At 44.2% G+C, this 26,542-nt stretch carries 30 protein-coding genes and 1 pseudogene; 6 read left to right on the top strand and 25 right to left on the bottom strand.

Annotated features, from left to right (window positions below; all coding sequences use genetic code 11):
* Positions 1 to 8: 8 nt before the first annotated feature.
* Genes JNG37_RS04575 through JNG37_RS04560 form a run of 4 tightly spaced genes read right to left on the bottom strand, consistent with a single transcriptional unit; the run spans position 9 to position 2,349 of the window.
* Complete coding sequence (locus tag JNG37_RS04575) at positions 9 to 464, bottom strand: 8-oxo-dGTP diphosphatase (RefSeq protein ID WP_158456416.1); 456 nt, start codon at positions 462 to 464, stop codon at positions 9 to 11.
* A gap of 19 nt (positions 465 to 483) precedes the next feature.
* Positions 484 to 1,002 (bottom strand): DUF3916 domain-containing protein, encoded by a 519-nt coding sequence (locus JNG37_RS04570; protein ID WP_158456414.1) that lies wholly within the window; start codon positions 1,000 to 1,002, stop codon positions 484 to 486.
* Positions 999 to 1,601, bottom strand: a complete 603-nt coding sequence (gene rnmV / locus JNG37_RS04565; RefSeq protein ID WP_187321621.1) for a ribonuclease M5 — start codon at positions 1,599 to 1,601, stop codon at positions 999 to 1,001. Before rnmV ends, JNG37_RS04570 begins: the two co-directional genes overlap by 4 nt.
* Entirely contained in the window at positions 1,564 to 2,349 is a 786-nt protein-coding gene (locus tag JNG37_RS04560) for a TatD family hydrolase (protein WP_158456410.1), read from the bottom strand. The genes rnmV and JNG37_RS04560 overlap by 38 nt, the downstream gene beginning before the upstream one ends.
* Positions 2,350 to 2,438: 89 nt before the next feature.
* Between JNG37_RS04560 and JNG37_RS04555 the strand changes: the two genes are divergently transcribed.
* A complete protein-coding gene (locus JNG37_RS04555; RefSeq protein WP_158456408.1) occupies positions 2,439 to 3,254 on the top strand; it encodes a Cof-type HAD-IIB family hydrolase in 816 nt (271 codons plus the stop codon).
* A 51-nt stretch (positions 3,255 to 3,305) separates the two neighbouring features.
* Here the strand turns inward: JNG37_RS04555 and rpmH are convergent, their stop codons facing one another.
* The 7 genes and pseudogenes from rpmH to JNG37_RS10070 form a co-directional block, all read right to left on the bottom strand.
* Positions 3,306 to 3,443, bottom strand: coding sequence for a 50S ribosomal protein L34 (gene rpmH, locus JNG37_RS04550; protein WP_018368178.1), 138 nt, complete (start codon positions 3,441 to 3,443; stop codon positions 3,306 to 3,308).
* Positions 3,444 to 3,590: 147 nt separating this feature from the next.
* Positions 3,591 to 4,580: an RNA-binding cell elongation regulator Jag/EloR gene (jag, locus tag JNG37_RS04545; RefSeq protein ID WP_158456406.1), complete on the bottom strand. Its 990-nt coding sequence runs from the start codon at positions 4,578 to 4,580 to the stop codon at positions 3,591 to 3,593.
* Positions 4,581 to 4,599: 19 nt separating this feature from the next.
* A complete protein-coding gene (locus tag JNG37_RS04540; protein WP_158456404.1) occupies positions 4,600 to 5,412 on the bottom strand; it encodes a YidC/Oxa1 family membrane protein insertase in 813 nt (270 codons plus the stop codon).
* Complete coding sequence (gene rnpA, locus JNG37_RS04535) at positions 5,396 to 5,755, bottom strand: ribonuclease P protein component (RefSeq protein WP_158456402.1); 360 nt, start codon at positions 5,753 to 5,755, stop codon at positions 5,396 to 5,398. Before rnpA ends, JNG37_RS04540 begins: the two co-directional genes overlap by 17 nt.
* A gap of 70 nt (positions 5,756 to 5,825) precedes the next feature.
* A complete protein-coding gene (gene argH / locus JNG37_RS04530; protein ID WP_158456400.1) occupies positions 5,826 to 7,220 on the bottom strand; it encodes an argininosuccinate lyase in 1,395 nt (464 codons plus the stop codon).
* 13 nt (positions 7,221 to 7,233) lie between these two features.
* The gene (locus tag JNG37_RS04525) at positions 7,234 to 8,427 is read right to left on the bottom strand and encodes an argininosuccinate synthase (protein ID WP_158456398.1); all 1,194 of its coding nucleotides are present in this window, start codon (positions 8,425 to 8,427) and stop codon (positions 7,234 to 7,236) included.
* A 126-nt stretch (positions 8,428 to 8,553) separates the two neighbouring features.
* Positions 8,554 to 9,437, bottom strand: a pseudogene (locus JNG37_RS10070) (VOC family protein).
* A 106-nt stretch (positions 9,438 to 9,543) separates the two neighbouring features.
* Between JNG37_RS10070 and JNG37_RS04515 the strand changes: the two are divergent.
* Entirely contained in the window at positions 9,544 to 10,053 is a 510-nt protein-coding gene (locus JNG37_RS04515; RefSeq protein WP_158456396.1) for an NUDIX hydrolase, read from the top strand.
* On the opposite strand, the gene JNG37_RS04510 is transcribed toward JNG37_RS04515, so the two are convergent.
* Positions 10,033 to 10,323 carry a hypothetical protein gene (locus JNG37_RS04510; RefSeq protein WP_158456394.1) on the bottom strand — a complete coding sequence of 97 codons (291 nt, stop codon included), beginning with the start codon at positions 10,321 to 10,323 and terminating at the stop codon, positions 10,033 to 10,035. The two genes, JNG37_RS04515 and JNG37_RS04510, sit on opposite strands and share 21 nt — an antisense overlap.
* A 77-nt stretch (positions 10,324 to 10,400) precedes the next feature.
* Here JNG37_RS04510 and JNG37_RS04505 point away from each other — a divergent pair, with 77 nt between their 5' ends.
* Positions 10,401 to 10,745, top strand: coding sequence for a helix-turn-helix domain-containing protein (locus JNG37_RS04505; protein ID WP_238336256.1), 345 nt, complete (start codon positions 10,401 to 10,403; stop codon positions 10,743 to 10,745).
* A 36-nt stretch (positions 10,746 to 10,781) separates the two neighbouring features.
* Here JNG37_RS04505 and mmuM read toward each other — a convergent pair whose 3' ends face one another.
* The 12 genes from mmuM to JNG37_RS04445 form a co-directional block, all read right to left on the bottom strand.
* Positions 10,782 to 11,729: a homocysteine S-methyltransferase gene (gene mmuM / locus JNG37_RS04500; protein ID WP_158456392.1), complete on the bottom strand. Its 948-nt coding sequence runs from the start codon at positions 11,727 to 11,729 to the stop codon at positions 10,782 to 10,784.
* An 11-nt stretch (positions 11,730 to 11,740) separates the two neighbouring features.
* A complete protein-coding gene (locus tag JNG37_RS04495; RefSeq protein ID WP_158456390.1) occupies positions 11,741 to 13,117 on the bottom strand; it encodes an amino acid permease in 1,377 nt (458 codons plus the stop codon).
* Between the two features lie 137 nt (positions 13,118 to 13,254).
* Positions 13,255 to 14,709 carry a glutamate--tRNA ligase gene (gene gltX / locus JNG37_RS04490; RefSeq protein ID WP_158456388.1) on the bottom strand — a complete coding sequence of 485 codons (1,455 nt, stop codon included), beginning with the start codon at positions 14,707 to 14,709 and terminating at the stop codon, positions 13,255 to 13,257.
* A gap of 72 nt (positions 14,710 to 14,781) precedes the next feature.
* Complete coding sequence (locus JNG37_RS04485; protein ID WP_158456386.1) at positions 14,782 to 16,062, bottom strand: MFS transporter; 1,281 nt, start codon at positions 16,060 to 16,062, stop codon at positions 14,782 to 14,784.
* A gap of 85 nt (positions 16,063 to 16,147) precedes the next feature.
* The gene (locus JNG37_RS04480) at positions 16,148 to 16,807 is read right to left on the bottom strand and encodes a LiaF transmembrane domain-containing protein (RefSeq protein ID WP_158456384.1); all 660 of its coding nucleotides are present in this window, start codon (positions 16,805 to 16,807) and stop codon (positions 16,148 to 16,150) included.
* 4 nt (positions 16,808 to 16,811) lie between these two features.
* Positions 16,812 to 17,258, bottom strand: coding sequence for a LytTR family DNA-binding domain-containing protein (locus JNG37_RS04475; protein ID WP_105117236.1), 447 nt, complete (start codon positions 17,256 to 17,258; stop codon positions 16,812 to 16,814).
* 137 nt (positions 17,259 to 17,395) lie between these two features.
* Positions 17,396 to 18,151 carry a TIGR00266 family protein gene (locus JNG37_RS04470; protein ID WP_125265875.1) on the bottom strand — a complete coding sequence of 252 codons (756 nt, stop codon included), beginning with the start codon at positions 18,149 to 18,151 and terminating at the stop codon, positions 17,396 to 17,398.
* Positions 18,152 to 18,272: 121 nt separating this feature from the next.
* Positions 18,273 to 18,767 carry a beta-class carbonic anhydrase gene (locus tag JNG37_RS04465; protein ID WP_158456382.1) on the bottom strand — a complete coding sequence of 165 codons (495 nt, stop codon included), beginning with the start codon at positions 18,765 to 18,767 and terminating at the stop codon, positions 18,273 to 18,275.
* Positions 18,768 to 18,890: 123 nt separating this feature from the next.
* Positions 18,891 to 20,258 (bottom strand): DNA repair protein RadA, encoded by a 1,368-nt coding sequence (gene radA, locus JNG37_RS04460; RefSeq protein ID WP_158456380.1) that lies wholly within the window; start codon positions 20,256 to 20,258, stop codon positions 18,891 to 18,893.
* A gap of 6 nt (positions 20,259 to 20,264) precedes the next feature.
* Complete coding sequence (locus tag JNG37_RS04455; protein ID WP_002939955.1) at positions 20,265 to 20,708, bottom strand: dUTP diphosphatase; 444 nt, start codon at positions 20,706 to 20,708, stop codon at positions 20,265 to 20,267.
* A gap of 28 nt (positions 20,709 to 20,736) precedes the next feature.
* A complete protein-coding gene (locus tag JNG37_RS04450; RefSeq protein WP_158456378.1) occupies positions 20,737 to 21,252 on the bottom strand; it encodes a hypothetical protein in 516 nt (171 codons plus the stop codon).
* Between the two features lie 94 nt (positions 21,253 to 21,346).
* Positions 21,347 to 22,216 carry a helix-turn-helix domain-containing protein gene (locus JNG37_RS04445; protein WP_228381826.1) on the bottom strand — a complete coding sequence of 290 codons (870 nt, stop codon included), beginning with the start codon at positions 22,214 to 22,216 and terminating at the stop codon, positions 21,347 to 21,349.
* A gap of 283 nt (positions 22,217 to 22,499) precedes the next feature.
* Between JNG37_RS04445 and JNG37_RS04440 the strand changes: the two genes are divergently transcribed.
* From JNG37_RS04440 to JNG37_RS04430, 3 genes are all read left to right on the top strand, one after another.
* Complete coding sequence (locus JNG37_RS04440; protein ID WP_158456376.1) at positions 22,500 to 22,784, top strand: lactococcin 972 family bacteriocin; 285 nt, start codon at positions 22,500 to 22,502, stop codon at positions 22,782 to 22,784.
* Positions 22,785 to 22,989: 205 nt separating this feature from the next.
* Complete coding sequence (locus JNG37_RS04435; protein WP_158456374.1) at positions 22,990 to 25,098, top strand: amino acid ABC transporter permease; 2,109 nt, start codon at positions 22,990 to 22,992, stop codon at positions 25,096 to 25,098.
* On the top strand, positions 25,095 to 25,724 hold the full coding sequence (locus JNG37_RS04430; protein WP_014638747.1) for an ABC transporter ATP-binding protein: 630 nt from the start codon (positions 25,095 to 25,097) through the stop codon (positions 25,722 to 25,724). Before JNG37_RS04435 ends, JNG37_RS04430 begins: the two co-directional genes overlap by 4 nt.
* Before the next feature lie 344 nt (positions 25,725 to 26,068).
* On the opposite strand, the gene JNG37_RS04425 is transcribed toward JNG37_RS04430, so the two are convergent.
* Positions 26,069 to 26,428 (bottom strand): YbaN family protein, encoded by a 360-nt coding sequence (locus tag JNG37_RS04425; protein ID WP_024384177.1) that lies wholly within the window; start codon positions 26,426 to 26,428, stop codon positions 26,069 to 26,071.
* Positions 26,429 to 26,542 lie beyond the last annotated feature (114 nt).

The raw sequence follows: 26,542 nt of genomic DNA, 5'->3' as shown, positions 1-26,542 counted from the left end.
ATCTTTCCTCACTTATTCTCCACCTTCCACTCGCCGTCTTCAAACCAGTAAAAATTCTCCGTCAGCTGTGGCTGTTCAAAGATTTCCAGCATGGATTCAAAACCGTCTGCCAGCTGAACATTCCTCAGCTCCGCACGGTCAATCCAGAAGACCTCGCCCTCATCTGAAGATTGGATAGAGCCTGAAAAAAGACTGGTTTTGTAGCAAAATACTAGATAGCGATAGTGGTCAGTAGGGTCTGTCCAGTTTTGAATGCCACAGAGTTCGGGATTGGATACCATCAAGCCCGTTTCTTCCTTGATTTCGCGAATGACGGAGGAAATAATACTCTCTCCACATTCGACATGGCCACCTGGAAAAGTCACTCCAGGCCACTTTTCAGACTTCCTATCCTGGACTAATACCTGCTGACCGTCTGTAATCATGCACATATTGGTTAGGATAACGTGTTCCATCCTGCTCATACTCCCTCACTTCAATAATTTATTCGTTATACCTTTCACCTATCCAACTAGGAAACTCTCCTAAAAAAATTGCTTCTCCTTGGAGGAACGTTCCATCATCAGCCTGCAATTCATCTGCAACGATACATTTATCTACCGATGTCAGCCACAGATTTCTTGTATTTATAAGAATAGACTGATCCAGATTTCGATACCATCTTGGATTCTTAAAAAATCGTTCATAGCAATCTTGGTCATAAAACACAATCAACTGCGAACTCCACAACTCTGGTAGGCACAAAATTGATACGACCTTACAAAAGCGGAGCTCTTCTGGTTTGCCAGCTATAAACCGCTCCGTCAACATCTCCCACTCCTGACAAAACTGTCTTTTGATTGCTGGTCTAGTTTTCGTTGATTGTATGAACGGGCTACTTGGCACATGGAAATGATCGTATAGAGCATCTTCCGAGCACATCGACCAAGAAATATGACTCATAGCTTTCAATAGATTCTGAAGCTTACGATATTGACCCCGCTCTTTTTTCAACCGCTTCATTTCTTACTCCCTTCAACGAAAGTCCCCATCGCCTCCTCCACTTCCGCCAGACCAATCCCAAAGAGTTCTAAGCGTTTGAGTAGTTGCTTGCCGTTGCAGTAGCCGATGCGCAAGCGTTCTCCTAGATACTCTCTCCGCTTGCGGCTGTCCCCACCCATAAGCAAGCCTAGGCGCATTAGGTCTGACTTGGTGATGTCAAAGTTATTTTCATCATCGTAGTAACCACGCACGCCTGCGAGGGCTTTTTCCAAGTCCTCAAAGTTGGCGTGCTCAATGCCCAAGGACCGCCCTTTTGTTTTGGACTGGGGCCTGGCCTCGTCCCGCTGTAAAAAGGCGTGTTTGACCGTGGGAATAGCCTGCATAATCATCTTCCGAATCCGCTCCCCATTGTAGTCTGGGTCAGTAAAGACAATGACGCCACGCAGGTCATGGAGTTTCTCGATGCGTTCCAAGTCATCGTCTGATATGGCAGAGCCTCTGGTTTCGTAGGTATCCACCTCATAAAATCGTTTTAGGTTTGCTGTATCATCCTTGCCTTCAACAACGAGGACTTCCTGTATCTTAATTTTCTGAGTCAATTCTGAACAACCTCTTTGCATTCTCGTAGGTCGCTTTCGCCACTTCTTCGACCGACTGGTTGCGAAGCTGGGCCAGCATGTCCACCACATATCTGGTGTAGCCGGTGCGATTTTCCCGACCACGCTTAGGAACTGGGGCCAGGTAGGGCGCATCCGTCTCGACCAGGATTTTTTCTAGGGGCAATGCTTGCGCCGCTTCCTGAAGTTCGACGGCTTTTTTGAAAGTCACTACTCCCGAGAAGGAAATGTGCATGCCCAGGTCCATGAAGGCCTGAGCCTCCTCCAGCGTACCAGAGAAGGAATGCATGATGCCTCCACGCGGACCGACGCCGACTTCCTTGATGATCTGGTAAGTATCTTCCAAAGCATCGCGAGTATGAACCACGAAGGGCAAATCCAACTGCTTGGCCAACTCCATCTGTCGCTTGAAAACACGAGCCTGAGTATCCTTATCCGCCGTCATCCAGTAGTAGTCCAGCCCAATCTCCCCCAGGGCAATGACCTTGGGATGTTTGAGTGCCTCAAGCAAGTAGCTTTCTACTTCCTCATCATAGGTGCCAGCCTCTGTCGGATGCCAGCCCAGTGTCAGATAAATTTCAGGGTGCTGGTCAGCAAGCTCCATAGCCTTGTCAATGGTTGCTCGGTCAAAACCGACCACATTGTGGAGGGTGACCCCCATTTCCTTGGCAAAATCTAATTCCTCTTGAACCCGACCGTCAAACTGCTCTACGTTGAGGTGGGTGTGTGTATCAAAAATTTGTAGTGTCATACCCTTATTGTACCACAAGTCCCATGGAGGACCTAATCTTGTATGCGCCAGACAAGTATGGTACAATGAGCCTACTTAGGAGGTACTTCATGATTCGACTCTTAGCCATTGATTTAGATGGCACCTTACTGACTTCTGAAAAGACGATTCACCCTCAGGACAAGGCTGCTATTCAAGCTGCCAGCCAACTGGGAGTGACCATCTTATTGGCAACGGGCAGACCCATTTCAGGGATCAGGGATTACTTTGAACAACTTGATATCCCCGAGCAGCCTTATGCTATTGGCAACAATGGCTGCTTGACCTTGGCAACCAAAGACTGGTCCATCCTAGACTATCACTCGGTACCTGCCGAGCAACTTTCCTCTCTCTACGCTCTTTTAGAAGACTTTCCAGACCTGAATCTGGTCCTCTTCACCCCTCACGCCAACTATGCCTTGGGCAAGTATCTCAATGCAGCTGCCATCCGAGATGCTCAGGTTGAATCATCTGTCCTCTATCATAGCCGGTTGGATGACTTTCTAGCCCTACAATTACCCGTCCTTGTTCCGATTTTCATGGGCGAAACCGAGCGGCTGACCGCCTTCCAAAAACGCTACGAAGCTAACCTATCTCAGCACTACCATCCCGTACGTAGCTTAGACCATGCTTTTGAAATACTGCCCAAGGGTGTCAATAAGGGAAGTACTGTCTTAGCCCTTGCCCACAAACTTCAGATTGAGCCAGAGCAGATTATGGCCATTGGCGATGGCAACAATGACACTGAACTTCTCACCATGGCAGGGCTTGGAATCGCTATGGGCAACGCAACAGCAGCCATCCAAAGCCTAGCAGATTTTACAACCACCACCAACGACCAGGCAGGCGTTGCCAAGGCCATTGAACGCTTTATCCTTTCCCAATAGCAACAAAAAAACCAACAGACTCGAGTTTCTGTTGGTTTCATTTGTTTCATCTTATGCCACTGCAAGCACTTTGCGTCCTTTACGACGACGAGCTGCTAATACGCGACGGCCGTTTTTAGTTGACATACGGTTACGGAATCCGTGTTTACGAGCACGACGGATTTTACTTGGTTGAAAAGTACGTTTCACGATGAATACCTCCTCTTAGATTCTTGTATTCGTTTAGCCGGCTAGTTTTGATCAGTTACTAAACATACCAGGCTATTTTACCGAAAATCGGTTGCTTTGTCAAGCTATTCTTTCATCAAGTTATGAAATTCAATATGAAAGCGATTCCTAATCGCGTTGACTATCCACATCTACGACAACATAGCGATTTGGTTCGCTACCTTCTGAGTAGCTGGTCAAACCTTCCATTTTCGAAATGATGCGGTGGATAATCTTCCGCTCGCTGCTAGACATTGGGTCTGTGTGGTAGGCTTCGCCTTCCAACAAGACACGCTCTGCTAATTTTTGGGCGTAGCCCTGCAAGACTTCTGCACGGTGCTCAACGTAGTCATTCACGTTGATAGAAATGTAAAAATTGCGCTCGTAACGGTTGAACAAATAGTTCTGCGCCAAGAGTTGCAAGGATTTCAGAACCTTACCATGGTAGCCAATCACACGCCCTGGTTCATTGGTGTCAATCTGCAAATTGATCGAACGACGGTTGTGACTACTGTCGATAGTGGTTTCCACATCCATATCATCCAAAATGGATTGGATGTAGGCTGTCACCTGCTCCACCACTTCTTCAATCTGGTAACTTTCCTGAACTGGAATATCTAAATCAGCAAATTCTTGTTGAACTGCTGCTGGCTCAGTTATTTCCTCTGCTGGCACGGTTTCTGAACTAGTTTGGGCTGCAATCACATCATCTTGAATGATTTCGATACGACCTGTTTCTTCCAAAATCGTCTTCGCATCTTTTTCATTTTTCAAAATCTGAGCCTTGATGCGGTCATCCAGTACCTCACCAGACTTCTCAAATTCTTTCACAGCTGCAACCACCTTCCCAAGGTCAATCGTTGCTTCTGAAACACTTTTTACCGGTTCATTGAGCTCGTTAATCTCTGAAGGGACGCCACGAACCGCTTTTTGATTGGCTTTGACAACCGTTGTTTCATTGATCACATCGATATCAACAACAGCTGGCTTCTTCCCAAAGCCAAAGAAACCCTTTTTCTCGCGAGCGATGACGGTGATATGTGCTTTTTTACGTGGAATATCCAATTCCTGCAAACCATTCTGTATGGCTTCTTCTACACTTGATCCTGTAAATTTCATCTTCTTCTCTCCTAATCTCCTATTTCTTTTTCCCAGCTTTTTTCTTAGCCCGTCGAATCCGCGCCTGCCGTTCTTTTTCTTCATCAATCTTGGCTTGACGCTCTGCGATGATTTTAAATGGATTGTTTAATAACAGGGTTTGGAAGACCTGATAGGCATTTGAAACGGTCCAGTAAAGGGCGACACCACTTGCGGCATTGATAGCAAAGAAAAAAATTACCAAGGGCATGGTGTACATCATCACCGTCAAAGCCCCATTTTTTTCCAGCGCAGCTTTATTGGTAAGCCAACTGCTGGCAAATGTCAGGGCAGCAGCCAGTAGTGGTAGGATAAAATAAGGATCCGTTTCGCCAAGGTTCAACCAGAGAAATTGCCCTACTTTCAATGCTTCAACACTAGTCAAGGCATTGTAAAGAATCATCAAAATCGGCAACTGAATAAAGAGAGGCATCATGGACGATCGCATGCTGACACCGTGTTCCTTGTAAAGTGCTCGTGTCGCTTCTGTCAAGGCCTGACGGCTATCTAAGTCTGTCCCTGGATACTGCTCTTGGAGGGCACGTAGTTGTGGTTGAAGGTCCTGCATTTTCCGATTGGATTCCATTTGGATTTGGAAGAGGGGTAAGAGCAGGGTCCGAATCAAAATGGTAAAGAGGATAATCCCGATACCAATTTGGCCATTGATGGACAAAAATTGAATCATGCTGGCAAACCAGTAAATAAGCTGGTCCCAGATTCCTGTTGACTGGCTGGTCACTTCACCTGTCCCACATGCTGACAAAAATAAAAGGACAAAGGCAGAGAGGCTAGCCCACTTAACTTTCTTTTTCAAGAGTTTCACCTTCCTGGAATAGATTGGCTAGTTTTAAAACATGAAGCAGGTTTTGGTAGACTTCTTGGTAACTCAATTCTTCCACACCCTTTCGTGCAATGATGACAAAGTCTTCTGATTGAAGAAAGGGTTTGAGTTCCTGTAACACATGGCGCAGACGGCGCTTGATTTGATTGCGAGTGACTGCATTTCCAAGTTTTTTGCTAACCGATAGACCGACCCGAAAATGGTCCCGGTCCTGTGGCAGATGATAGACAACAAATTTACGGTTGGCTACATTTTTACCTTTGTTAAAAATCTCCTTGAAATCACGCTCTCGTTTAACACGGTAGGTTTTTCTCAAAACTGAACTCCATCTTTCAAAATTACTTCTATTATACCATAAAATTCAAAAAAGCCAATAAACATCACGTTTAGAGGCTTTTTGGAGCTAGTAATTGCTCTTTTGCTTGTTGAATTTGCCAATGAATCGATTCAAATCCAGTTCCACCTAGCGAATTTCTTCGTGAGACTGCAGTCTTAGACTCTAAGGCTGTATAAATATCCGGTCCAATAATCGATGAAATTTCCTGATAATGTTTCAATGGAACATCCTGAAGATAGTGTCCTGCCTTACTACATTCCAAGACCAGTTTTCCAACAATCTCATGCGCTTGGCGGAAGGGCATTCCCTTGTTTGCTAGATAGTCTGCCAATTCAGTTGCATTTGAAAAATCCTTCTCTGTTGATTGAGCCATCCTTTCCTTATGAACCGTCATCGATTGCAACATCCCTGCCAAAATATCGATAGATACTAAAATCGTTTCTGCCGTGTCAAACATTCCCTCTTTGTCTTCCTGCAAATCCTTATTATAGGTTAAAGGCAGGGATTTCATGACCGTCAATAGGCCAACTAAGTTCCCATAAACTCTACCTGTTTTCCCCCGAATCAGCTCAGCCATATCTGGATTTTTCTTCTGAGGCATGATGGAAGAACCTGTTGAAAAGGTATCGGATAGGGTGACAAATTGGTATTCATGTGAACACCAGTTAATGATCTCTTCACACAAGCGCGACATGTGCATCATGAGGATACTGGCATTCGACAGAAATTCCAGGATAAAATCACGGTCAGACACAGCATCGAGAGAATTACTATAGGGCTTGGCAAATCCCATTAAATCCGACGTCATCTGACGATCAATCGGAAAGGTCGTCCCTGCTAAAGCCGCCGCACCAAGTGGGGATAAATCTGTATGCAACATATTGAATGCAAAGCGCTCACTGTCTCGGCTGAACATGTTGTAATAGGCCAACAAGTGCTGAGCAAAGCTGATAGGCTGGGCATGTTGCAAGTGGGTATAGCCAGGCATGATTGTTTCCACATGCTCCTGTGCAAGGTCTAGTAAAACCTGACGTAGGTTGGTCAATTTATCTACAGCTTGAAAGAGGGTGTCCTTCAGATAGAGGTGCATATCCGTCGCTACCTGATCATTACGAGAACGGGCTGTGTGGAGTTTACCTGCAACTGGACCTATTTTCTCCGTCAATAGACTTTCGATATTCATGTGAATATCTTCGTTTCGAATATCAAACACTAACTTGCCAGCCTCGTAGTCTGCCAACAATTCTTCCAGACCAGTTTGAATAGCCTGGGCTTCTTCAAGCTTGATAATCCCTGTGGCTCCGAGCATCTTGACATGGGCTAAAGAACCCTGAATATCATACTTGGCCAGTTTTTGATCAAAGCGGATGGAAGCCCCGAATTCTTCAACCCATTCTTCTAGACTGGCTTCAAAGCGACCACCCCATAATTTCTTTGCTTCCATAATCTCCTACTTTCTAGCTCTTTTTATGAATTTCCGCATTGACCTTGGTTGGCAAGCCCCAAAGCTTGATGAAACCAACTGCTGCATCTTGGTCAAAAGTATCTGCACTGGTATAGGTTGCCAAATCTTCGTCATAAAGGGAATTTGGAGATTTCCGAGCAACCACTTTGGCTGACCCCTTATACAATTTCACTTTTGCGGTGCCATTAACAACTGCCTGGGTCTGAGCAAGATAGGCCTTCAAGGCATCTGTTGCTGGATTAAACCACAAACCATTGTAAATCAAGTTAGAGAGTTCATTTGAAATAATCGGTTTGAAATGCGATACTTCCCGCACCAGGGTCAAATCTTCAATTTCCTTGTGGGCTGTCAGAAGGGTAATAGCACCTGGACACTCATAAATTTCACGCGACTTGATTCCGACCAAACGATTTTCCACGTGGTCAATCCGACCCACACCATGCTTACCAGCAATGACATTGAGTTTTTGAATGAGATTAGCCAGACTTAACTCTTCACCATTTACAGCAACGGGAACACCTGCTTTAAACTCAATATCGACATACTCAGGAGTATCTGGCGCATTTTCTGGAGAAGTAGTGATGCCAAAAGCATCTTCTGGCGCTTCATTCCATGGATTTTCTAAAACTCCACACTCATTGGCACGACCCCAAAGGTTTTGGTCGACTGAGTAAGGACTGTCCAGGTCAGCTGGGACTGGTACACCATTTTCCTTGGCGAAGATAATTTCCTCTTCACGCGCCCACTTCCACTCACGAACAGGAGCCACAACTTTCAAACTTGGATCCAGGGCTGCAATGGCTACCTCAAACCGCACCTGGTCATTTCCCTTACCAGTACAACCGTGGGCGATGGTGGTTGCTCCTGTCTGATGAGCCATTTCCACCAACTTTTTAGAAATCAAGGGACGACTGAGAGCCGATACCAGCGGATATTTTTGCTCATAGTAGGCATGGGCTTGTAGGGCTGGTAGGACATATTCTTGGGCGAATTCTTCTTTTACATCCAATACATGGGACTCGATAGCACCGATTGACAAGGCCTTATCATGAATAAAGTCAAGGTCCTTGCCCTCTCCAACATCCATACAAACCGCAATGACATCATAGTCTTTTTTCAACCAAGCAATCGCAACTGAAGTATCAAGACCACCTGAATAAGCTAAGATTAATTTTTCTTTTGACATATCTATTCCCTCTTTTTTTCATTCGTTTGATTGAAACGTAGTCATAGTATACTGCATATTTATTCAAATTTCAAGAGAAAATTGTATTTTTATTCTTTTTTATTTAAATAACTAAAAAAGCTGACTCTAGTCAGCTTTTTGATTCAGTAATTCTTGTATGGTCGCAATGTCCAAACGTTTCATGGTCATCACAGCCGCATTGACTGCCTTGACCTTTTCTGGGCTAGCCGTATCGTATGCCTCCATCAAAATACGCGGCACAATTTGCCAGGAAATCCCAAACTGGTCCTTGGCCCAACCGCAAATCTCCGCTTCTGGAACTGCCGAGACCTTCTCATACCAACTTTCTGCTTCTTCCTGACTGTCTACATAGACCATGAGCGAGAAGGCTTCGTTGAAAGAGGCCTCGCCACCGTAACCGTGGTCCATAGCGATCATTTTTTGGTCTCCGATAAACAGCTCCGCATAATTTAACTTGGCAGCAGCCACCGCAGCCTCTTCGCCATAGTAAGACAAGCGACCAAGACGAGCTTGAGGCAGCTTATCCTTGTAGTAGTCCAACATAGGCTCGGCTAAACCGACCTGGTCCTGGAGAAAAGCAGGCAGATATCAAATTGATAGGGCTTGTCCAAGTCCGGTGCATAGGACAATTGCCAAGACAAACCGAAGCGGTCTTCCAACCAGACATAGTAAGGGCTGAAGGGATATTCTGCCAAAGGCATAAGCACACGACCACCGTCTGATAGGGCTTCATAAAGGCGGGTCAGCTCTGCCTTGTCAGCCACCGACACCATGAGGGACATGGACTCATTGAGCTTGAAATAAGGCCCCGCGCTAATCGCCGCCAGGGTCATATCGCCCAGTTGGAATTGGACCAAATCCGCATCACCTGATGGAGTATCCGTAATGGTATAGGTCCAGTCAATCTTGCCACCGAAAAGGTCCACATAAAAGGCCACAGCCTCTTTTGCCTCTGTATCATACCAGAGATGAGGGATAATGGCTTGCATAAAATTCTCCTTTTCTATCGTCACCCTATTATATCACAGATTTGTCCGTACAAGCGCACAAGAAAACTGCCTATGCTATAATAGAAGGATAGAAAAGGAGCAAAACATGGAAATCTGGAACGCCTACACAGCTGACTGCCAACTGACCGACCACACCCTCACGCGCGGTCAAGCCATTCCCAACGGTCTCTACCACCTAGTCGTCGAGTGCATCATCCGCCACCGTGACGGCAGCACCCTCTTTATGCAACGCGACAGCACCAAGCCCTCCTACCCTGACTATTATGAAGCGACAGCAGGAGGATCGGCCTTGTTTGGGGAAATAGCAGAGCAGGCCATTTTACGTGAAGTCCGCGAAGAGACAGGCATTGAACTGACAACTAACCAGCTCCGCCACCATACACACTTTATCGCCCATGATGATCAGTGTATCTTCCACTGCTACTGGGCTGAAACCGACTGGGACAAATCTGCCATCCAACTCCAAGCCGAAGAAACCAGCCACTACATCTGGGTTCCACAAGAAAAACTGAAAGATTTTCTGGAAACAGAGCTAGTCATTCCAAGGCAGAAGGACTATGTGGAGAGGTTATTTTTAGAACAGGAAAAGCCCTAAAGCCAAGACCAGACTGACTGCCAGATGAGAAAGAAAATGGTTAAGATGATTTTCCCCAAAAATCAGGCGACCTCCTAAAACGCGTACCCCGCAAGCTAAAGCCAACCCCAACAGAAAACCCCAACTGGTCTGCCAGCCCAACAAACTGAGCAACACTGGGCAGGCATACAAAGCTAGTAACCACTTGGGCATCTGCTTGCGATAAACCCAAGCAGACACAGGCAACAGCCCCAAATAAAGCACAATCAAGCATTTAACAACAATGACCATATATAACTCCTTTCCCATCAATGTATCATGAGGGGGTAAGGCACTGTCAAGAGGAGATTATGAAAACAGGATAAGTTATGCAACAATTTGGTATCAAACGTGATACGCTTCGTTTCTACATCGAACAAGAACTCTTACAACCTCAGCTGGTTAACGGTAACTACTACTGGAACGAAGAAGAAATCAACAACCTAGAAAATATACTAGGACTTCACCAGTTAGGCCTATCTGTGAAAGCTATTATCCGTATCAAAGAACTTCACGACACCAAATGCGGCAGTCTCGAACAGCTAAAAGAAAACAAACAGGTCATACTGGACGAAATTGTCGACCGTGAAAAACAAATCCTCCTGCTCCAAGAACATAAGGAAAATTTAGAAAACCTACTCCTGCAGATTGAGGAAAAATTACAGAATTTATAACAAAATCCCCGCCGACACAGGACTGCGGGGATTCATTTATTTCAATCCAGCAACTAGACTTTCAATATCAGCTGGTCGGGTTCGGCAACAACCTCCAACCACTTTAGCTCCTAGCTTATGCCAAGCAAGAGTATTGTCCAATAGGGAATGGCTATCATCAGCCTTTTCCTTCCAAGCTTGAGTGGCTCCATCATAAACCTCCCCTGAATTTGGATAGGTGACAAATGGTTTATCCGTTTTTTCTCTCAACTGACTGAGAAAGGCTGGGTAAAGAGACGGTGCTGTACAGTTAAGACCAACTGCTAAAACCTGCTCGCTGCTGTTAATCAGCTCTGCTATTTTCTCAATTGATGTTCCGTCAGAAATCGACTGACTGTCCTGCGAGGTGAAGCTGATATAGGCTTCGACATTTGGGAAATCATCTGCCAGCAACTCTACCAAGGCTTGTGTTTCGAGAAAATTGGGAATGGTCTCCAAGGCCAAGAGCTCTGCCCCCTGTTCTAAGAGGAGCTCTATCCGACGACGGTGGAAAGTCTTCAATTCCGCTAAACTGATGTTGCCATAATCACCTGTGTACTCTGAACCATTGGCTAGATAGGCCGCGTATGGACCAACGTCACCTGAAATAAGGGGATAGGTTCGTTGTCCTTTTTCAACCTCCGACAAGTCAGCCCAAACCTCGTCTCGAGCCTCCTTAGCCAAATCAACTGTCAGACGAATCAACTTTTCAGCCTCAGCCTGTGACAAACCAGCTTCCGCCAAACCTTCAAAAGTCGCTTGATAGGTTGATGTCGTGACCAAATCTGCTCCAGCACGAATATAGTCCTTGTGAATGTCCTTGATTAGCTGGGGATTCTCCAACAGATACTTGGCAGACCAGAGCTTACCTGATACATCATGACCTCGAAATTCCAATTCCGTCCCAAGAGCACCATGTAAAATAACAAACTCTTGATTGTCTAATAATTCCTTAAAACGACTCATTCTAGAACCCCCTACCACTTTTTAAAACGAATATAGTGATAAATATAGCAACCAATCATAAAGGGTACACCAAAGTAGAGGCCGGCACGCTGAGAAGGATCCCAGCCAATTCCGATGATGGAAATAACCAGCAAAACAACTGTAATCCATGGCAAAGTCGGTGAAAATGGTGTCTTGTATTCCAATTCATCTACACTATTGTTTTTCAAAAATTCACGTCGGAAACCGATTTGTGCAAGCGGAATAGCCAACCAAGCAATGACAACTGCAAAACCAGCGATAGAAACCAAGGCCAAGAAAATGGTCTCTTCTGCATAAATTGATGCAATCAAGGCAACGACAACACCAATCATGGACAAAATCATCCCACGCATTGGAACACCATGCTTGTTGATTTTTACCAATTCCTTGCTAATCATGCCTTCATTGGCCAAGGACCAAAGCATACGACTTGAAGCGTAGAGACCTGAAGTGGACGCAGATAAAATAGCCGTCAAAATGATGAAGTTCATAATGTCAGCAGCGTAAGGAAAACCAATTTTGTCTAGGACAAGTACAAATGGTGCTTCTGTCACACCTGCTTCTGACATGGGAAGCAAAGCTGCTAAGACCACGATAGTCAAAACAAAGAAGATAACCAAGAGACCGATGGTCGATTTAATAGCTTGTGGCACAGCTTTCTTAGGATTATCTGTCTCCCCTGCGGCAATTCCAATCATTTCCACACCTGAAAAGGCATAGTTAACAGATAGCATGACCGAAATAAAACCAACCAAACCGTTAGGAAGTAAGCCTTGGGCTGTAATATTATTGAAGAGCGGCGCAGCATTGGTCCCCTCAAAAGGCAAGATGCCAAAAATCGCCAAGGTTCCTAAAATGATGAATGCCATAATGGCATAGACTTTGACAGAGGAAAGTGCGTCTTCTGCTCGAGCAAACCAGCCGACAGACAGCGTGTTCAAACCAAAGACAATGACCGCGAAAATCGTTGCAAAAATCCAAATTGGTACACTAGGAAACCAACGTTGCATAAGCTGAGCTGCTCCTACGAACTGTGATGCCAAAGCAACGACCCAACAAAGCCAATACATCCATGCCACCATAAAACCAGTACCAGGACTGATAAACTTAGTAGCATAGGTATGGAAGGAGCCTGTTACTGGCATGGCTACAGAAAGCTCCCCTAGAGAGAACATGACCAAATAAACCATAACAGCCCCAAAAAGATAAGCAGCAACAGCGCCGAAAGGTCCAGCCTGTGCAATGGTATAGCCTGAACTCAAGAACAAACCTGTACCAATTACCCCACCGATGGACAGCATCTGCAAATGACGGCTGTTCATTTCTCGGTTAAAGGTGCCTTGATTTTCAAAATTATGATTTTCCATAAACTCTCCTAAATAGTAATGATTTATTTATGATAACACAGTTTTTCAGAAAATCGTTATACCGTTTTCAACGCAAGTGTTATAGCTTCAAACTATGATAAATCCCCGCTATCACAGGACAGCGGGGATTATTTATCTTACAAACTCTTCAACATATTATCAATATGCTGGATAGATTTTTCACGGCCGAGCAGGTAAATGGTATTTGGCAACTCTGGTCCGTGCATTTCGCCTGAAACGGCGATACGGATAGGCATGAAGAGGTTTTTGCCCTTGATGCCTGTTTCTTTTTGAACAGCCTTGATTTGTGGGAAGATGTTATCTGGTTGGAAATCTTCGTCCGTCATGGCCTCCAATTTTTCCTTGAGGGCATTGAGGACAGTCGGTACCGTTTCACCTGCCATGACTTCTTTTTCCTCGTCTGTCAATTCTGGGAAATCAGAGAAGAAAAGGTCTGTCAAACCAACGATCTGATCTGCAGATGACATTTGTGGCTTGTAAAGTTCCACCAATTTTTCTGCCTTGTCTGTCAAGCGACCCGCTTCTTCCAAGAAAGGTTTGGCAAGGTTGAAAATAGTTTCTAAATCAGCATTTTTGATGTATTCATTGCTCATCCAGTCCATTTTCTTCTGGTCAAATGCTGCTGGTGACTTGCTGAGACGATTTTCATCGAAGAGTTGGATAAATTGCTCACGGGAGAAGATTTCCTCTTCACCACCAGGGTTCCAACCCAAGAGACCGATAAAGTTGAAAACAGCTTCAGGCATGTACCCTTTACGACGGTAATCTTCGATAAACTGAAGGGTGTTGGTATCACGTTTGGACAGTTTTTTACCAGTCTCAGAGTTGATAATCAAGGTCATGTGACCAAACTCTGGTGCTTCCCAACCAAGTGCTTCGTAGACCATGAGTTGCTTCGGTGTATTGGCAATGTGGTCGTCTCCGCGGATAACGTGCGAGATGTTCATGAGATAATCATCCACCACCACGGCAAAGTTGTAGGTTGGATAGCCATCACGTTTCTGGATAACCCAGTCACCACCGATATTGACACCTTCGAACTCGATTTCGCCCTTAACCATGTCATTCCACTTGTAAATTCCAGTTTCATTGACGGCCAAGCGAACAGTTGGGACAATGCCAGCTGCCTCACGCTCTGCAACGTAGGCTGCTTTTTCATCTTCAGACATACCCAGGTATTCGTTGATGTAGCGAGGTGTTTCGCCCGCAGCTTCTTGACGCTCACGCTCCGCTGCCAATTCTTCTTCTGTCACATAAGACTTGTAGGCCTTGCCTTCTGCCAAGAGCTGATCAACATACTTTTGGTAAATATCCAAACGCTCTGATTGACGGTACTGCTCATGAGTTTCTGGGCTCTCATCCCAGTCAATACCCAACCAACGCAGGTTTTCAAGCTGAGAACGCTCGCCGTCTTCCACATGGCGCTTGCGGTCTGTGTCTTCGATACGAATAAGGAAAGTACCGCCATGATGACGGGCAAAAAGATAGTTAAACAATGCTGTACGAGCATTTCCGATATGCAAAAGTCCCGTTGGACTTGGTGCGTAACGCACACGAATTGGTTTAGTCATGTTTCTCTCCTGTAAAATTTCAATCAAGAACATTATAGCATAGAACACAACAAGAAGATAGAAAAAATCAGCCTAGATAGACTGATTTTGAGGTGTTTTTTGGTTACTAGACAGCCAGTAGAGGACATAGAGGACCAACAAGCCAGTTGCCGCTAGGAAAAGTCCGCTAATCTGATCGACAGCTAAGACTAAGACCAGACCTGATACCAATAGTCGAGTAAAGGCCTGACCTAGCATAAAATAGGTCGATACCGCTCCGCCAATGGTCGCCAACTGTTCCTCTGGCATGGAATTGACAAACTTGGCATTAAACTTGGGACCGCTAGCTCCAGAACTAATTCCCATTGTAGTAAGGAAGAAGAAAATAATTGGCAGTTGATGAAGCAACATTCCCACAAATACTCCTAGTAGAGAGAAGGTGGCTGCTATTTCAAGCGTCACCATGCTGGTCTTTTTGAAAAGGGTAAAGACCAAGGTCGAACCCAAGATGTTGCCGACAAAGAAGATCAGAATTGTCAGGGCAAGGGTGGTCTCAACATTGAGAAAAACAAGGCTTGAGTCTTCGCTAATCAGCAGGACCAGAATAGGATAGAGAATCGCTCCACAGGCGTTGATTATGGGGCTGGTAATCAGGACCAGGCGAAACTCGGGGATCTTGCGCAGCTCCACGATGGCTTGCTTGAAAGAAGCTAGAATGCCCGGACCCTTGGTTGCCTGCTCGGTCTGACTCGGTTGCTCTGCTATTTTTAAAGGCTGCTCCGTCAGGAGTTTACGAAAGGCCGGCGTCAGCAGCTGCATGATGAGGAGAGCAGCCAAAAAGGTGCCAGCGTTGAGAAAGGCCAGGTTTTGGTAGGAGAGGAGGCCGACCAAGAGGGCAGAGAGGGCCTGAAAGGCGATGTTGAGGAGACTGGTAACGGTCTGGCGAAAGGCCGAGTACTGCTCCCGCTCTTCTTTGGGCGCTACGCGTAATCCCAGAGGTGTATAGAGGCCGTTTTCATAGAAGCCAGCGAAGTCTGCAAAGACATTGAAGCTTGCAGCCACCACGACAATCCAGAGGGATGGCACAAAGCCCATGCAGAATCCGAGGATGAGGTAGAGGGCCACACGGAAGAGGAGGGTCAGCTTGATAGTACTGATTTTGTTGACCGTCTTGTCTGCCAGATAGCCTGTAAAGAGGCCCATAAAGCTAGGGAAGATTTCCGAGAAGGTCACAATCGCCAGTGCCAGACGGCTGTTGGGCACCAGTAAAACATAGTTCATCAAGGCCAGATAATAGACAACATCACCAAAATTGGACAGCATATCCGCCGTCAGTACCCATAGGTAGGTAGCATTTTTCAAAATCTTTTTCATGATAATCCCTTTCTTTGTTTTATTTTCAGAATATTCAGATATTTTATCTTACAGAGGAGCCTGGAAAGACTTTCCTCTTCATCCTTTATATAGAATAAATGGTTAAGCTTGAGAAGGCTAGGTCACCAGTTACCAAAAGAATCTTTTCTTTTGGCTCAGATGCATAATTATTAGTGGTTGACAAGGCGCTGTCTACTTGTACAACAGCTTGCCAGTTAGCAGGCAGATACAGATCAACTGACGCGAAGGCCGCATCGATATGAAATTCAGCCGTATCGCCCAGAATAATCGCCTGATCAAAGTAAACCATACTGGAGCCAAAGGCCACCTCCACACTATCGTAGGTAAAATTTTCCTCATGAATATAGCGAGTAGAGGAGCCAAAAGCTATTTCCCTACCCTTGTCGCCAATCACCCCTGTACCAACTCCATGAGTTGGTCTGCGCTTCTTCGGTTTAAAAATCAGTTTCAAACCAAGGCACAGCAGGACAAGTGACAGAACCATATTCCAGGTCCCAAATTCCACCCATTCATAGGCAGAGTTCACTGCTATAAAAGCTAGACCAAAACAAAAGATACTGGCAAGCCAATCCAGCTTCACCAAGCGGTGAAAACCAGTCACAAAAGTTAAAACAAACCAGACAGTGGTCCAAAAGGGCATGGCCAAATGCAAACCTAGTGAATCCCTAAACAGAACCAAGCCTGCCAAGACCAGCAGAGCAATTCCTAAACCATATTTTTTCATCGTCCTACCTCATTTCCTGTAACTTCTCTTTTAATAAATGGTAATAATGCCGCGACACATGGACCTCCTTGTGGGTCTTATAAAAGGAAATCCGGCTAGTCCCTGAAAAGGACTTGTCCAGCGAGTAGATGGCCTTGCTATTGGCAATGGTTGACTTGGAAACCCGGCAAAAATGAGCAGGGAGACAATCTTCCAGTTCATAGAGCTTCATCTTGACTTCATAGGCGTCATCTCTAGTATGCCCCATCAGCTTAGTCCCATCGGTTTCAAAAAAGAGTAGGTCTTCTAGTTTCAAGAAATACTCACTAGTGCCCTTGTAAAAAACCAGGCTAGGACGACTCAGGCGACTCAGTGCTTGCTGGATTTGTTCCAACTCTGGTCCTAACTGATTGCTTCTGATAATCACTTCGACTTGTTCTAAGCTGTCATCTAATTCAATCCGAACTTTCATAAGACCTCCCTTTCATTTGATATACCTATTATATCAGGCTATGGTGTGAAGACAAGGGCTTTTTAGTAAGTGGTAAAAAATGCCTGGTAAGTGGTGACGAAAGATAAGTAAAAAAACCAGCCGAAGCTGGTTCCATCTTAGAAAATCGCATCAAGAAGTGATGTACTTCCACCACCGCCATCGCCACCTGTGACAATATGGCTGCCGATGACTTGGGCAAATGTTTCAATATTCAAGCTTTGCACATAGATTTCCCCATAGCCTGAGAAGGTATTGACAATCCCTTCACCAGTACCAATAGACTGAAGGAAGCCGTTTTCTAGATGAATATCATAATTGAGGTCACGGCTCCATGCAACGACATGAGCATTATCAATGGTAATGCTTCCACCTGTTAGCTCAATTTTCTTGATGGAACCAAAGGCATTGGCCAAAAGAGTACCCTCACCCTCTGTTGTCATGACAAAGAGTCCACCTTGGCCACCAAAGAAGGCACGGCCAACACTTTGACGCTCCATTTTATACTGGGCAGAACCATCCAAAGCCAGGAAGGCTCCGTCATTAAGACGGTACTGTTTGGCACCTAGTTCAAGGGCAATAACTTGACCGGGCACAGATGGAGCCAGAGCGATTTTGCCATCATTCCCATTTGAAATGGCTTGGGTAAGGAACATGGACTCACCCGATACCATGGAACGACCGATGGCTCCCATCAACTTACCAAGTCCTGAACCACCACGGGCGTTGAGCTTAGTATTTAAGGTCACGCTCGGTGTATGGTAAACCATGCTTCCCTGTTGGATGTAAGCAGACTCGCCCGCTTCCAAAGCAATTTCAACCAAAGGAAATTGCATATTGCTATCAATTGTGTATTTCATACGGTTGTCTGACATAAGAGGTCCTCACTTTTTGTATTATTGTTATAACACAATTTTAAACCATCTACCAATCTTTGTCAAGGATTTTTTAGCGAAGTATTTTGCTTCATAAAAAAACTGGTTTTCCCCAGTTTTACTATCGAACTTCTGTCATACGACCCGTATCCACATCATAAACCGCACCAAAAATTTCAACGTCGTCAGGTATGAGCGGAGATTGTTTCAAGAGAGCAATATCCTCCCGCACGCTTTCTTCAATGTCTGTAAAAGGAAGAAAGTCCTGACCAGCCACATCCACTCCCAAATCCCGTTTGAGTTGGATTGCAAAGTCCTCATTGGTAAAGGTCTGGGCACCGCAGTCTGTATGGTGGAGCACCACGATTTCCCTTGTTCCGAGCTGCTGCTGGGAAATGACTAGCGAGCGAATCATGTCCTCCGTCACGCGCCCGCCTGCATTCCGCAAAATGTGGGCATCACCCAGAGCCAAGCCCAAGGCCTGCGCCACGTGAAGCCGTGAGTCCATACAGGTCACGATAGCCACCTTGGTCTTTGGACGAAGAGGCAAATGGTAATCACCATGCAGGTCAACATAGGCCTTGTTGGCCTTCATAAAGTTTTGAAAATAAGACATAGGACCTCCTTGTCTGATGAGAATTTCTGAAATTTTCAGAAATAGGTTAGACCTAGCGTATCACATTCCCGACCATTTGTCGCAAAAAGAGGAGCGACTAGCTGTCACTCCCGAATGATTTCATCAGTTGAACACTTTCTGCAAGACTTCGCCAATGGTAGTCACGCCGATAACCGTGATTTCCTTGGGGACCTTGATACCTGTCAGGGAATTTTTGGGGGCATAGACCTTGGTAAAGCCCAATTTGGCGGCCTCGTTAATCCGTTGTTCAATCCGATTGACGCGGCGGATTTCACCTGTCAGACCGATTTCGCCTATAAAGCACTCTTGTGGGTTGGTTGGCTTATCCTTGTAACTGGAGGCAAGGGCAACTGCGACCGCTAGGTCAATAGCTGGCTCATCCAGTTTGACACCGCCTGCTGACTTAAGGTAGGCATCTTGGTTTTGGAGGAGCAGGCCTGCCCGTTTTTCCAAAACCGCCATAATCAAGCTGGCACGGTTGAAATCCAAGCCTGTAGTGGTCCGCTTGGCATTGCCAAACATGGTCGGCGTCACCAGGGCCTGCACTTCGGCAAGGATAGGGCGGGTGCCCTCCATGGTCACGACAATCGCAGAGCCAGTCGCCCCGTCCAGACGCTCTTCTAGAAAGACCTCGCTCGGATTGAGGACTTCGACCAAACCCTGCGACTGCATCTCAAAAATGCCGATTTCGTTGGTGGAGCCAAAGCGGTTTTTGACCGCCCGCAAGATACGAAAGGTGTGCTGTCGCTCGCCCTCAAAATAGAGAACAGTATCCACCATATGCTCCAAGGTCCGCGGTCCAGCCAGGGTTCCTTCCTTGGTCATGTGGCCGACGATGAATGTTGCGATGTTGTTGGTCTTGGCAATCTGCATGAGTTCATTGGTTACTTCACGGACCTGACTGACAGAGCCTTGCACGCTGGAGATGTCAGGGCTCATAATGGTCTGGATAGAGTCGATAATCAGGAAATCTGGCTGAATCTTCTCAATCTCGGTCCGAATGCTCTGCATATTGGTCTCCGCATAGAGATAGAACTCGCTATCGATGTCGCCCAAACGCTCCGCCCGCAACTTAATCTGCTGGGCAGATTCTTCCCCCGACACATAGAGGACCGTGCCAATAGTAGAAAGCTGGGTAGATACCTGTAAAAGCAGGGTGGATTTGCCAATCCCTGGATCGCCTCCGATCAGGACCAGACTTCCTGGCACCACACCGCCACCGAGGACGCGGTTGAACTCTTCCATGTTGGTCTTAGTACGAGCCACTTGAATGGAGGAAACTTCATTGAGTTTCATGGGACGGGTCTTCTCACCTGTCAGACTGACCCGCTCGTTCTTGACTTCAGCGACTTCCACTTCCTCGATAAAGCTAGACCAGGAGCCACAGTTAGGGCAACGGCCCAGATACTTGGGGGAGTGGTACTCGCAGGATTGACAGACAAAGGTTGTTTTTTTCTTAGCGATGATGATTTCCTCCTATTTCCCCGTCGAGCCAAATCCGCCCGTCCGAACACCGTCAGCCTGGTCGCCGTCAGCCAAGAGGAAGGGTGCGAAAACAGCCTGTACGATCCGCTCGCCGGCTTCCACCACGACAGTTTCCTCTGTGATGTTTCGCATCTGAGCAAAGATATGACCTTCATTAGCTGGATTGCCATAGTAATCGCCGTCGATAACCCCAACCGAGTTAATCAGGACCAATCCCTTCTTGCGAGGGTTAGACGAACGGTCGTAGAGATAGAGGACCTCATTGGCCTGCATATAGGCCTTGACACCCGTTGGAACCAGCTTAATCTCACCTGGCTCCAAGCTGACCGTCTCCGCAGCTTTCAAGTCGTAACCTGCTGCGTGGGCTGTCTCACGTTTTGGCAATAAATTTTCATCAGTAAACTGGCTGACCAGTTCGAATCCACGGATTTTCATAAGAACTCCTTACATCATTTTCTTCTTTTTATTCATTCGCATTTTTCGTCACAAATGCAAAAAGTGTTGTTAAGGGAAAGGCGTACTCGTCATCAAAGCGGGCTGCACGTAGCCACAAGTCTTGGTCAACCTTACGGAGATAGACACTGCGAGGGAAGGCGAATTCTTCTTCCAACTGAGGCGATAGCAGGCAAATGGCTCCGTCTGGTGATTTTCCTTGGGACAGAATATTATCTTGACTAACTTCCTGTTTCAACAAGGCCAGCCGAAGATAAACTCCCAGATGAGCTGGTGGTAATTGATAACCAATCTCCACGGCTCTCTCCTCTATCTGAGGAGCAGTTGCTTCCCGATCAAATCCCATATCAGCTAGACTGACAATCTCAACTAAACACTTCTGTTTCTCCACCACTTCTTGATAAGTTGGATGAGCTAGGTAGGTCTTGAAATAGGCATTTACCAAAATCCCCTTGTCATCTAAGTAGGCAAGGATTTCTTCTTTTTTTAGGGGAAATAATTCAACTCGAACGCTCAGTCTTTTCATAGGTCTATTATACACTAATTCATCAAAGGCTGCGATTTTCAGCAAAAAAACACCTGACCTACAGGTGCTACAAATATAAACTAGCTCAAGCAGTTCAAACCTCTTCCGAGCCAAAAATCTCCCAATACTCCTCGACTTCTTGCTCCAACTGTTCAACCATCTCTAGCAAGTCTGCGGCTCGAAGAATAGCAAGCCCCTGGTCCACCATCCCTCTATCCTGCTGAAAGATGCCCATACGGACATTGGCCATGCCTACATAATCAATCCGCATACTTTCCTGAGCCATGGTGTAAACTCTCTCCATTACTGAAACACAAAGTTGATACTCCCCATTTTTCAGCAAAACGGTCGATAGATTATAGAGAAAAGCAAACTGACTAACCTGTACATCTCTGAAGTCCTTATACTTGTCCAAGGAAAGCAAGATTTTATCCACAAAGCCTTTCAAATGAGATACAGGAATGATAGGAAGTACCAACCCCAACTTACGAAAATCAGCTAAATACCAAGTATCTGACTTCTCCAATTCCTTCCAGAGTGCTTGTCCCAACTGTCTGGTACGCTCCCTATCTCCTGTTTGATAAATAGATAAGATTAAGCGTAGTTGCTGTTCTATCCGCTGAACCCGTATATCTTCTTGCCTCTTCAAATACTGCTCTACTTGGTACAAAAAATCCTGACAGTCTGATTCAGAAAAAAATTGTCCTCTCAGATTTTCAAAGCGATGGATGATAGAAGAACGCTCCGAAGGCTGATAGGCATGGCAGATATAGTCAAACTCTGCAAAGGTCATATCCAACTGACGAAGAATATGGGAAAAGTGAGCAATGGTCGGGTATTCTTTGTTGTTTTCAATTTTTGATAGGGTTGTCCGTGACAAAGCCTTCCCACAAACTTCCTGCTGGCTAAGCCCTTTTGATTTGCGAATCTCTTTTAAGACTGTTCCAAAATCCCACCTCATCATAACCTCCTAAAACTGTGAGAAATGTTTACGTTTTCATCAATCACATTTACTACATGATACCATAATAGTAAATAAAAACAAACAAAATGATAGGAGGTCCTCTTATGAAAACTTGGAAAAACTATCTCTTGCTTTTAGCTTACCTAGCAATCCTCATGGTTCCACACCTCCTAGGCGGTGGCTAGTGGTCATGGTCGTTACCAATTATCAACAAATAAATAAGATACCACCATCTCACCACTCTGGAAAGGAGGAAAATGACTGGAAACTAAGGAAAATTATCATGAAAAAGTTTGCTAAATTAGGTTTTGCCTTGAGAATTGCTTGTAGTTTAATGGTATCCACAGTCGCCTTTGCAGATTTTGTCGATGGTGGTGAATGGCATTATGGAGTTGGATGGACAGGAACCTACGGGTATTCCAACTACCATCATCCAACACGTTCTCATACCGCTACTGTAAAAAATGGGCAACATGAAAACCGTCAACGCCAAGGCGCAGGTATTTGGGCAAAAGCATCTATTACCAAAATCCCACCAACTGGCATGGAATATTTCTATGGTTTTTGATATGCACTGAAATTAGTTTTCCACAGACCATGAAATTAAGAGAAAAACGATTACCATGCTCAGAAATGTTTGATAGTAGGGTAATCGGGAACAACTGTTACTCATCAATTGCTAAATGACTGATAGTCAAATTCAAAAAGATAGTTAGTTTCCGACCAGCTCTATTGGTGTGCTGGTCGGAAAACGTTTATAAGGAGGTGTTCAGATGAAAAGGCTAAACCATTTCTGTATGATTCTACTTCTGTGTTGTGTCAGTTTTATCGTTGTAAATCTACACTATACAAAGGAAATCAATCGCATACGTGAATTAGGAACGACTGACTATTCATTTCAATTTTATTTACGCGATAGTGCCGTTCCTTCACAGGATTTACTGCATTTTTTTGAAAAAATTGCTGATAAATACAACGTTTCAATTGTCAAAACAGATAGCAACACCGAGGTAATAAAAGCAGGTGTTTTTTCTCATGAGACCTTTCCTTATAAAGATTTTGGAATCCAGCAACTTACTTTTAACGAAGACGGAAGTGGATCTTATACAAATATACAATCCTCCGACAAACTAGGGCATATCCCAACATTTTTGCAGGCCAAGACGATACGGCTCATCACTTTAAAAAACTATTTTCAAGATACATCCCATACACTAAATGGTCAGTATACCGTCACATCAACAAAATCCATAAACGACACTGAAATCGTACAGGAATTAAGTCATTTTTTCAATATTGATTCTTCTACACTATTGACTCCAACCTTTGAAACAGCAGTAGAATTAATAAACAGAGACTTGCTACTAGTAGCACTCATCTGCTGTATCGCATTTTTACTCCTTTCATTAACTTCTGTTTACCAACCAATTTTAGATATCAAACATATCGGCGTTGAAAAAATACTTGGATACAGTAACTTAGAGATTTTCTATCGCTATGTAAAACAAAATATACTAATCATAGGAATCGGTAGTATCATTCTAAATAGTTTATCGTTTCTGTTTTTTGACTACATGCCTCAAGGTTTTACAACTATGATGCTGTTAGCGCATTTTATCCTCCTTCAAGTCTATCTACTCATCAACATTTTAGTCATCACAATTATCCAACGCATTAATGCCGCATCTATCATAAAAGGATTTGTTTCCTTCAAAACAGGATTCTATATCAATAATTTCTTCAAATGCTGTCTCACACTTCTTATCACTATATTGATGATTGGTGTCGGAAATAGCATTTATGAGGAACACCAAGAATTGAACTATCAAGAACAATGGGAAAAACAGGGAGATTTCCTAACACTCGAAACCGTAAAATCAGGAAATCAACTCTGGCAAGATAGCCTGTCTGGTTCCGACAAAGCTCATCAATATTATTACTCCTTATATAAGAATTTGACAGAAAATCTTCCAACTTACTATATTCGTTCTAGTATCATAAACCCTGGCAATTTCTCACATCTTAAAGAATTTGAACATTCAACATTGGCTAATGACATCCCTGTTCTATACGCCAACAAAACCTATCTAGAAAGTATAGGATTTCCGATTCCACATACAAGTAAACAATTGACTGTACTCTTTCCAGCATCAATGAAAGAGAATGAAGAGTCTAACAAAAATCTAGCAAAATTGATTGGTTTTCTGTCACTGAAATATGAAGAACAAGTGGCAAAAACAGTCAGCGAGGTAGATGTTGAATACATTTATTATGACGGCGACTGGACATTCTTCCCATACAATGAAACCTTATCCAACAATTTCACTAATCCAATGATTAGCCTGGTCAATGACAATGATATGTCGTGGGAAGATAAAGCACATCTATCAAATACTGGACTAAGTAGCCCAATCAAAATTGCAAATTCCCCTCAACATCAACAAAAAATCGAACAAATTCTTCAGAAATTACCTGATGATAGCTATTTCAAGTTCTCGTCAATAAAATCTATTCAACAAGGACGTGTAGATAGTTTCCGAGACGCTAGTCGTAACTTCGTCACCCTGTTTGCGATTATCTGCTTACTGAGCATTGTTGTTTCCTATTTTATTGTAAAAAGTATGTTTCTTTGGAGAAAATCTCATATCATCACTATGAAATTTTTAGGATGGTCACTTTTTGACCGCTACAAACCTATTCTAATCGGACTAACTCTACTATATTTGCTACCTCTTCCAGTTATTTTGATAGCTGGTAAGTCACTATTTCCTCTTGCACTTTTTTTACTATTTGCCATTGCTGATGGGGGTATTTTCCTATTTACATCACTGCGCATGGAGCAAAAAAATCTTGTACAATACTTGAAAGGAGAGAACCTATGATTCATTTAGAACATATCTTTAAAAAGATTGGTCAAAAACATATCCTACATGATTTTTCCCTCAACATTGAACAAGGTGAACTAGTCGCAATTGTTGGAAAAAGTGGTAGCGGAAAAACAACATTACTAAACATCATTGGCTTGCTTGACGGTGAATACGAAGGAAATTACCTCCTATTTGGTCATTCAAACGTACCTGTAAACACTAGGACATCTCAAAAAATAATTCGGGAACAAATTTCCTATCTATTCCAAAATTTTGCTCTAATTGAGAACGAAAGCGTCGAGTATAATCTCCTGATGGCATTAAAATATACCAGATTATCAAAAAAGGAAAAGGAAGAGTCCATAAAAAATATACTAGAAAAAATCGGACTAGCAAACACGCTAAAACAAAAAATTTCCGAGCTGTCTGGAGGAGAACAACAGCGAATTGCTATCGCTCGTGCTCTACTCAAACCAAGCAATCTTATCTTGGCAGATGAGCCAACGGGATCATTAGATCAGGAAAATAGGGACTTAATCCTGCAATTTCTCATAGAAATGAATAATAGTGGAAAAACAGTAATTATCGTCACACATGATCCATATATTGCCGATAAGTGTCAGCGGATTGTTCGTTTATGATTTAGATAGTTTCTACACCCTTTGCGAATAAGCTTTCCGCTAAGAACCTACATTCACAAGTGAGGTACTTCCACACCCAGAAGCAGGTCGTCTATGGCCTGACCCGAATACGGCATTGACTCTGCCGAGGTTATCATATTCAAGAACAATTTAGATACAACAAGAAAAGGTCTGAAAACCAGCTCATCTGGTTTTCAGACCTTTTCTATCTTCCCTATTCAAACACAAACTGGTTGTGGTAGAGTTCGGCGTAGAAGCCGTTAAGTTTAAGAAGCTGGCTGTGGTTGCCTTGCTCGATGACTTTTCCGTCTTTGAGAACGATGATTTCGTCCGCAAGTCTGGATCTATTTCTCTGGTATAACCCAAAACAGATAGTAAGTAATAAAGACTGTCAGCAAGCCAAGTCCAATTTTGACAAATAGTACAGGAGCCAACCAAATGGAAATCCCCATGAGTATGTAGATTTGCCAGATAATTTGTTTTTTCCGTTTACGGGAAATGGCTTTGGTTTCAGCATAATCCGCTACGTAAAATTGATAAATTTTTGTATTGCGTAGCCATTTTTCAAAATTTTTAGAGCTTCTAGCAAAACAAAATCCAGCCAAAAGTAAAAGAGGCGTTGTTGGAATTATAGGTAGAACAATCCCAATCATGCCAATAGCAAGACTAACAAAACCAGCTACTAGATAAACAATTTTTTTCATAATACTATTATACCAAAAGAGTTCGTGATTTTTTGAACATTTTCTGTATATTTCAGGAAAGCGCTTGCTTTCCACCCTGTAAACTGGTATGATAAGGATATTACATTTAGAAAA

The sequence above is a fragment of the Streptococcus suis genome, from assembly GCF_016775005.1.
Lineage (GTDB): Bacteria > Bacillota > Bacilli > Lactobacillales > Streptococcaceae > Streptococcus > Streptococcus suivaginalis.
The sequence above is the reverse complement of the archived record's forward strand: the minus strand, read 5'-3'. Positions and strand labels throughout refer to the sequence as shown.